Raw genomic sequence first — 7234 nt, 5'->3', positions numbered from 1 at the left:
GATGCTCGGCGTCTTCGAGGCCAGGTGGGACAAGGACTACCCTTCCATCGGGCAGAGCTGGCGGCGCAACTGGGCACGCGTGATTCCGTTCTTCGATTACCCGCCGGAAATCAGGAAGGTGATTTACACCACGAATGCCATAGAATCGATCAACATGAGTCTGCGCAAAGTAATCAAGACCCGCAGCTCGTTTCCGACCGATGAGGCCGTGACCAAGCTGTTTTACCTGGCGCTGAACAACATCAGCAAGAAGTGGACGATGCCTATCCGCGACTGGAAAGCGGCCCTGAACCGCTTCACAATCCAGTTCGAAGAGCGGCTAGTGCCGGGTTAAACCTCAACCCGTTTACACAAAATTCCGGACACCCCCGGCGACTCAGTCGTAACTGACCACCACCGTGACGCGCGTGTCGATATTAGTACGCTGCGCGTTCAGCGACAGCAGCCCGCCCGCGCGACCGACCGCGTAGTGGCCGTCGCGGGCCGTCGTGACGTGCCCGGTGGCATCGACGAAACGCGCCGCCACCCGATCGCGCGACTGCGTGTTGCCGTTCACTTCGAGCGCGACGTCGGCCCCGCTGACGACACCCGGTGGCGCGCTGAACGTCACCGTGCGCGAGAAGCGCTCTCCCGCCACGCTCACGCTATCGACAGCGACGCCCGTGGGCGCCGTATCCATGCTGAACTGCATCTGCGGCGCGACGATCCTGCCTACGAAGCGGATCACCCCGCCCGTCACCGTCGATGCCGCCGGCGCCGCCAGCGGCGCGGCGAGCAACGCCGCCACCGCGATCGTGCGACCGACCGTTCGCCACCGCCTTCTTTCCGCTTTCATGTGCACCTCACTCCGGTCAACCGGCGCGAGTCGCCTCGCGCCCTTCATGCGCCATCCCGCGAATCGCTTCGCCGGAGCGCGGCCTTCGCTGCACTTTCTTTAACGGCAATCTTCCGACTGGCTTGAACGCAATGCGGACCCCGTCACTTTCATCTGGCACCGCGCAAAAACGACAAATCGATGGTGCGCGACGCCGCGAACAGAAGTGCGCGAGACAGCGTGCTAACATGAACCTTTCGTCTCGCTGCTGCCGCGCGACCTCCGGTTTTGTCGCGCGACACCTCCGCGACACCTCCGATTCGCTCTTCCGTCGACACCTGGTTGTTTTGCCCGTGACTTCTCTGCGCCGTCCGACTTTTCGTGCTCTCGCCCGCTTGCGCCCACGCCGCGCAGGCGGCTGCGCGCGCGCGAGCGGCGCCCCGCACAGCGCCGGCGAGACGTCCCCAACGCTCCCGCTTCACGCCGCCCGGCGCCCTCGCTGATGTAGCCCGCTGACACCCAGGGCCGCGTCGCCGGGCTCCGGGCTTTCCCATTCGCTCACTGATCCGCCAACCACCCCGGTTGGGTCGTTGCATGCGGCCTTTCTTCACCGGTCTTATCTGGAGTTCTGATGATGAAGAAGATCAAAACCTGCTATCTGACCGAACTCGACGTGACCCGCCTCGAGAAACTCGCGGCCGCCGACGCCAAGCTGCAGCACATGCTCGACGACGTGCTCGAACGCGCGGTGATCGTCGACTCGCACGACATCCCCGCCGACGTCGTCACGATGAACTCGCAAGCGACGCTGATCGACACGGCGAGCGGCGAGCAGATGACGTGGACCGTCGTCTATCCGCCGAACGCGGATTTCGCGCAAGGACGCCTGAACGTGTTCTCGCCGGCAGGCCTCGCGCTGCTCGGCGCGCGCCGCGGCGAGAGCATCCGCTTCACGCCACCCAGCGGCGATCAGAAAGTGCTCAAGCTCCACAAGATCCTGTATCAGCCCGAAGCCGCCGACGATTTTTCGCTGTAAGCCGGCTGTTCTGCCACTGTAAGTTGCCCTGTCCGATGCGTTCTCAAATTAAGAATAAGGGGCGTGTGACGTCGTCTGGATCAATCTTTTGATCCATTCGGACAGGTTGCCAAACCGTGCGCGGGCGGTGTATCGTGTGCGCTGCTAACGCGGGGGTCCTGCGTAGCGCGGAGCTGGAGGTCCGTGTTGCGTGGGTGAGAAATACCCTTTGAACCTGATCTGGATAATGCCAGCGCAGGGAAGCGTACGGATTTCGCACCCAGCCTCGACGGCCTCACCTCTGCGCGATTTCCGACCACTTCCATCTCAGTCTCCTGCTTAGCCGCCCCACTTTGTACGGAGACTTACATGAACGCCAATCCGAAGTTTATTTCCGCCGAAGCCCACGTGGACGAGGCGGCCGTCGCGCCGTTGCCGAATTCGCGCAAGGTCTACGTGAGCGGCTCGCGCCCGGACATCCGCGTGCCGATGCGCGAAATCTCGCAGGCCGACACGCCCGACAGCTTCGGCGGCGAAAAGAATCCGCCGATCTACGTGTACGACACGTCGGGCCCGTACTCCGACCCGGACGCGAAGATCGACATCCGCGCGGGCTTGCCCGCGCTGCGTCAGGCGTGGATCGAGGAGCGCGGCGATACCGAGCCGCTGAGCGGTCTGTCGAGCAGCTTCAGCCGCGAGCGCGCCGCCGATCCGGCCACCGCGCAGCTGCGTTTTCCGGGACTGCATCGCACGCCGCGCCGCGCGATCGCCGGCGCGAACGTGACGCAGATGCACTACGCGAAACAAGGCATCGTCACGCCGGAAATGGAATACATCGCGATTCGCGAAAACCAGCGCCGCGCCGAGTATCTGGAGAGCCTGAAGACGAGCGGCCCGAACGGCGCGAAGCTCGCCGCGATGATGGGCCGCCAGCACCCTGGACAGGCATTCGGCGCGAGCGCGTTCGGTCCGAACGGCCTCACCGAAATCACCGCGGAGTTCGTGCGCGAGGAGATCGCGCGCGGCCGGGCGATCATCCCGAACAACATCAATCACCCGGAAAGCGAGCCGATGATCATCGGCCGCAACTTCCTCGTGAAGGTCAATGCGAACATCGGCAACTCGGCGGTGACGTCGTCGATTGGCGAGGAAGTCGACAAGATGACGTGGGCGATCCGCTGGGGCGGCGACACGGTGATGGATCTGTCGACCGGCAAGCACATTCATGAAACGCGCGAATGGATCATCCGCAACAGCCCGGTGCCGATCGGCACGGTGCCGATTTATCAGGCGCTCGAAAAGGTCAACGGCAAGGCTGAAGATCTGACGTGGGAAATCTTCCGCGACACGCTGATCGAGCAGGCCGAGCAAGGGGTCGACTACTTCACGATCCACGCGGGTGTGCGTCTGCAATACGTGCCGCTCACGGCGAACCGGATGACCGGCATCGTGTCGCGCGGCGGCTCGATCATGGCGAAGTGGTGTCTCGCGCATCACAAGGAAAGCTTCCTGTACGAGCATTTCGAAGATATCTGCGAAATCATGAAGGCGTACGACGTGGCCTTCTCGCTCGGCGACGGCCTGCGCCCGGGCTCGATCTACGACGCGAACGATGAAGCGCAACTGGGCGAGCTGAAGACGCTCGGCGAGCTCACGCAGATCGCGTGGAAGCACGACGTGCAGGTGATGATCGAAGGTCCGGGCCATGTGCCGATGCAGTTGATCAAGGAGAACATGGACCTGCAACTCGACTGGTGCGACGAAGCACCGTTCTACACGCTCGGGCCGCTGACCACCGACATCGCGCCGGGCTACGACCACATCACGTCGGGCATTGGCGCTGCGATGATCGGCTGGTTCGGCACCGCGATGCTGTGCTACGTGACGCCGAAGGAACACCTCGGTCTGCCGAACAAGGACGACGTGAAGACCGGCATCATCACGTACAAGCTCGCCGCGCATGCCGCGGACCTCGCGAAGGGTCATCCGGGCTCGCAAGTGCGGGACAACGCTCTGTCGAAGGCACGCTTCGAATTCCGCTGGGAAGATCAGTTCAATCTCGGTCTCGACCCGGACAAGGCGCGCGAATTCCACGACGAAACGTTGCCGAAGGATTCGGCCAAGGTCGCGCATTTCTGCTCGATGTGCGGCCCGCACTTCTGCTCGATGAAGATCACCCAGGACGTGCGCGAGTTCGCCGCGCAGCAAGGCGTGACCGACGACGAAGCGCTCAGGAAAGGCATGGAAGTGAAGTCCATCGAATTCATCAGGCAAGGCGCTGAGATTTATCAGCGGCAATAAGCGCGAATAGTGCGAATAAGCGGCTTGCGTGATTCGCGCGAGCCCGCGCAGCCGTATCGAAGCCCGCCCACATGGCGGGCTTTTTTTATTCCGCCGGATCGAGCAGGCACGTTGCGTGCTGGGAGAAAGAGACACCCGTTTCCAACAACGAACGGAGGCAGCATCATGAATTCGATCCGTCAACTCGGTACTTGTCTTGGCACGGTCGCAACCGCCATTTCACTGGTCGCGGGCCTCGCGGCATGCGGCGACATGTCCCCGCGTACACGCGACACCGCGATCGGCGCGGGCGTCGGCGGCGCCGCTGGCGCGGCGATCGGCGGCAATGGCTGGTCGACGCTGGGCGGCGCCGCGGTCGGCGGTGTCATCGGTAATCAGGTCGGCAAGTGAGCGTTACGTCCGGTGAGCGTGGAAACAGACTGAAATATGCGGTTGCGGTTTTGCCACAGCTTGCCGCGGCAAGAGCGTAAGCTCCTCACAACGATGTCGCGCGAAGCGGCGTCGGTTCATCCGGGAGCGCGCCATGAAGTCCCGCATCGTCATCCATCTTTGCGCGGTGCGCCTCTCGACGCCACGCGCTTCGTCCCCTCGTTCCGCGAGGTTCGCGCGGTCCGCCGCCGCAATTTCAACGCTCGCGTCGAGCCTCTTTTTGGCAGGCTGTTATTACCCCGTCGGCTACTATCCCGCCGCCTATTACCCGTCGTACTACTCGACCGCGCCCGCGACCGCAGCCGACCAAACCGCACCGGCGGTCGATCCACAGCAGGCAGCTCAAGCCCAGCCGCAAATGCAAGTCGCGCCGCAGGATCAGCCGCCCGCTTATGCGGTGTCCCCGCCCGTGTATGCGGCACCACCGGTCTATCCCGCCTACTATCCGCCGCCGGTTTATCCTTACCCCGCTTACTACGGCTACCCCGCCTATTACGGACCGTCGATCGCGATCGGCGTCGGCGGTTATTGGGGCGGGCACTGGGGCGGTCATTGGGGCGGACACCGGCATTGACGCGTCCTCTGTCGTCGTGAAGCGTGCTCGCGCCGGCACTGCAGTTGCCGGCACGCGCATTTCTTCGTAAGCCGTTTTTCCGCGCGCTTCGCCTGCCAGCGCGCCCACCCCGCCCGTACTTTCCCGGCTTGACGCGCCGGTATGGCGCCCTATGCTTGGAAAGCTTCGCGCAGCACCCGCTTAACTCAGGCGACGCCGCTTTGCCGAGGCCACTTGCGAGCGTCCGCCGTGCCAGCGACGCGCCGTCATGCGCAGTCCCCCGCGTCGAATTACACAACAACGAAGGAGACGTGATGTTTCATCAGCTACTCACTCCGGTTGGCAATTCGCTTTTTCCGTCGTTCATCGTCGCGGCGCTGCCGATCATCGCGGTGCTCGCGCTGCTCGGCTGGGCGCGCAGACCCGCGTGGCAAGCGTCGCTCGCGGGACTGATCATCGGTTTGATCGTGGCGATTTTCGTCTGGCAGTTTCCGCTCGGGCTCGCGCTCAATTCGGTCGCGGCCGGCGTCGTGTTCGCGTGCTGGCCGGTGATGTGGATCGTGTTTACCGCGATCCTGCTGTACAACATCGCGCAGCGCTCGGGGCGCTTCGCGGCCTTCCGCCTGTGGATGATCGACAACCTGCCGAACGACCGGCGCATCGTGCTCGTCGTGGTCGGCTTTTCGTTCGGCGCGCTGCTCGAGGGCATTTCCGGATTCGGCACGCCGGTCGCGATCACGAGTTCGCTGCTGATCATGCTCGGCTTTCCAACGCTCGAAGCGCTGACCTTCTCACTGATCTTCAACACCGCGCCGGTCGCGTTCGGCGCGCTCGGTGTACCGATCACGGTGCTCGGCGCGGTCACGCATCTGCCGTCCGACACGCTCGCGAAAATGGTCGGGCGTCAATTGCCTTTCTTTGCGGTCCTGCTGCCCTTCTATGTGATCGGCGTGTACGCGGGCTTTCGCAACATGCTGCGGATCTGGCCGGTGCTGCTGGTGTCGGGCGTGAGTTTCGCGCTGACCCAGTTCGTCGTGTCGAACTTCGTGAACTACAGTCTGACCGACGTGCTGTCTTCGCTGATTTCGCTGATTCTCACGGTCGCGTTCCTGCGCGTCTGGAAGCCCGCCGCCGATCCGAAATTCGCGATCAACGTCGATCGCATCAACGACGTGCGCGGCAAGATCGGCGGCGTGCAAGGCTGGTATCCGTGGATCATCGTGTCGGTCGTCGTGATCATCTGGACGCTCGCGAGGATCTTCACGATCGGCGACATCAAGGTGCCGTGGCCGGGTCTCGACAAGGCCGTGTTCATCACGCTGTACAACACGCCGTACGGCGCGATCTGGGACTTCCAGCCGCTCGCGACCGGCACCGCCATCCTCGTCGCGGCGCTCATCACCGCGTTCGTCGTGCGGCTCTCGCCCGCCGAGTTCGGCAAGTCGATCTCCGATACGTGGGTGCAGACGCGCATCGCCATTCTGACCGTGGCAACGATCGTCGGCCTCGCGTATCTGATGAACTACTCGGGACTCAACTACACGCTCGGTCTCGGCGTTGCGTCGGTCGGGCCGCTGTTTCCGCTCGTGTCGGCGTTCCTCGGCTGGGTCGCGGTGTTCCTGTCGGGCAGCGATACGTCGGGCAACGCACTGTTCGGCAATCTGCAGGTGGTCGCGGCCAATCAGCTCAACCTGAATCCGGTGCTGATGGCGGCGACCAACTCGTCGGGCGGCGTGATGGGCAAGATGATCTCGCCACAGAACATTTCGACCGGCGTCGCGACCACCGAGTTGAAGGGCAAGGAAGGCATCGTGTTCGCCAGGACCTTCAAGCATTCGATCCTGCTGACGGTGCTGCTCGGCGTGCTCGTCTGGGCGCAGCAGAACTTCCTGCAGTGGATGATTCCGCACTGAGGCCGCACCGATAACGGCGCAATGCCATTCACATTGTTTCGCACGGCCGCCCGCGCCTCGCGGGCGCTGTTTGAAATCCCGTTTGAAATCCCGTCCTCATTGGAGCTCCGCCGGAGCGTATTTTTTCTCACATATCGGTGAGAATTGCTCGTTTGGCGTGTGTCCTCGCGGCGCTTACCATCGGCCTCATCGGACCCGGCCGTCTCCCG

General features: G+C 63.4%; 7 protein-coding genes and 1 riboswitch. Of the genes, 6 read left to right on the top strand and 1 reads right to left on the bottom strand.

The window, feature by feature from the left end:
• On the top strand, positions 1 to 334 hold a 334-nt coding region (locus F6X42_RS14955; RefSeq protein ID WP_187634954.1), incomplete at its 5' end, for a transposase.
• Between the two features lie 42 nt (positions 335 to 376).
• On the opposite strand, the gene F6X42_RS14950 is transcribed toward F6X42_RS14955, so the two are convergent.
• Entirely contained in the window at positions 377 to 835 is a 459-nt protein-coding gene (locus tag F6X42_RS14950) for a hypothetical protein (RefSeq protein WP_187634953.1), read from the bottom strand.
• A gap of 613 nt (positions 836 to 1448) precedes the next feature.
• Here F6X42_RS14950 and F6X42_RS14945 point away from each other — a divergent pair.
• The 5 genes from F6X42_RS14945 to F6X42_RS14925 all read left to right on the top strand — a co-directional run bounded on the left by F6X42_RS14945 (position 1449) and on the right by F6X42_RS14925 (position 7025).
• On the top strand, positions 1449 to 1850 hold the full coding sequence (locus F6X42_RS14945) for a GreA/GreB family elongation factor (RefSeq protein WP_187634965.1): 402 nt from the start codon (positions 1449 to 1451) through the stop codon (positions 1848 to 1850).
• A gap of 141 nt (positions 1851 to 1991) precedes the next feature.
• A riboswitch (TPP riboswitch) is annotated at positions 1992 to 2109 on the top strand.
• An 89-nt stretch (positions 2110 to 2198) separates the two neighbouring features.
• The gene (gene thiC, locus F6X42_RS14940) at positions 2199 to 4130 is read left to right on the top strand and encodes a phosphomethylpyrimidine synthase ThiC (protein ID WP_187634952.1); all 1932 of its coding nucleotides are present in this window, start codon (positions 2199 to 2201) and stop codon (positions 4128 to 4130) included.
• A 165-nt stretch (positions 4131 to 4295) separates the two neighbouring features.
• Complete coding sequence (locus F6X42_RS14935) at positions 4296 to 4520, top strand: YMGG-like glycine zipper-containing protein (protein WP_187634951.1); 225 nt, start codon at positions 4296 to 4298, stop codon at positions 4518 to 4520.
• A 133-nt stretch (positions 4521 to 4653) separates the two neighbouring features.
• Complete coding sequence (locus F6X42_RS14930; protein ID WP_187634950.1) at positions 4654 to 5133, top strand: hypothetical protein; 480 nt, start codon at positions 4654 to 4656, stop codon at positions 5131 to 5133.
• A 293-nt stretch (positions 5134 to 5426) separates the two neighbouring features.
• Complete coding sequence (locus F6X42_RS14925) at positions 5427 to 7025, top strand: L-lactate permease (RefSeq protein WP_187634949.1); 1599 nt, start codon at positions 5427 to 5429, stop codon at positions 7023 to 7025.
• Positions 7026 to 7234 lie beyond the last annotated feature (209 nt).

This window comes from Paraburkholderia podalyriae, assembly GCF_014397785.1.
In the GTDB taxonomy this organism is placed as follows: domain Bacteria; phylum Pseudomonadota; class Gammaproteobacteria; order Burkholderiales; family Burkholderiaceae; genus Paraburkholderia; species Paraburkholderia podalyriae.
Note: the sequence above shows the minus strand (reverse complement) of the source record. Positions and strands in the feature narration are given on the sequence as shown.

Bases quoted from the DNA above. Each gene is read 5' to 3' on its own strand.
- F6X42_RS14930 (WP_187634950.1), top strand. From the start codon at position 4,654: ATGAAGTCCCGCATCGTCATCCATCTTTGCGCGGTGCGCCTCTCGACG.
- thiC (WP_187634952.1), top strand. From the start codon at position 2,199: ATGAACGCCAATCCGAAGTTTATTTCCGCCGAAGCCCACGTGGACGAG.
- F6X42_RS14945 (WP_187634965.1), top strand. From the start codon at position 1,449: ATGAAGAAGATCAAAACCTGCTATCTGACCGAACTCGACGTGACCCGC.
- F6X42_RS14950 (WP_187634953.1), bottom strand. From the start codon at position 835: ATGAAAGCGGAAAGAAGGCGGTGGCGAACGGTCGGTCGCACGATCGCG.
- F6X42_RS14935 (WP_187634951.1), top strand. From the start codon at position 4,296: ATGAATTCGATCCGTCAACTCGGTACTTGTCTTGGCACGGTCGCAACC.
- F6X42_RS14925 (WP_187634949.1), top strand. From the start codon at position 5,427: ATGTTTCATCAGCTACTCACTCCGGTTGGCAATTCGCTTTTTCCGTCG.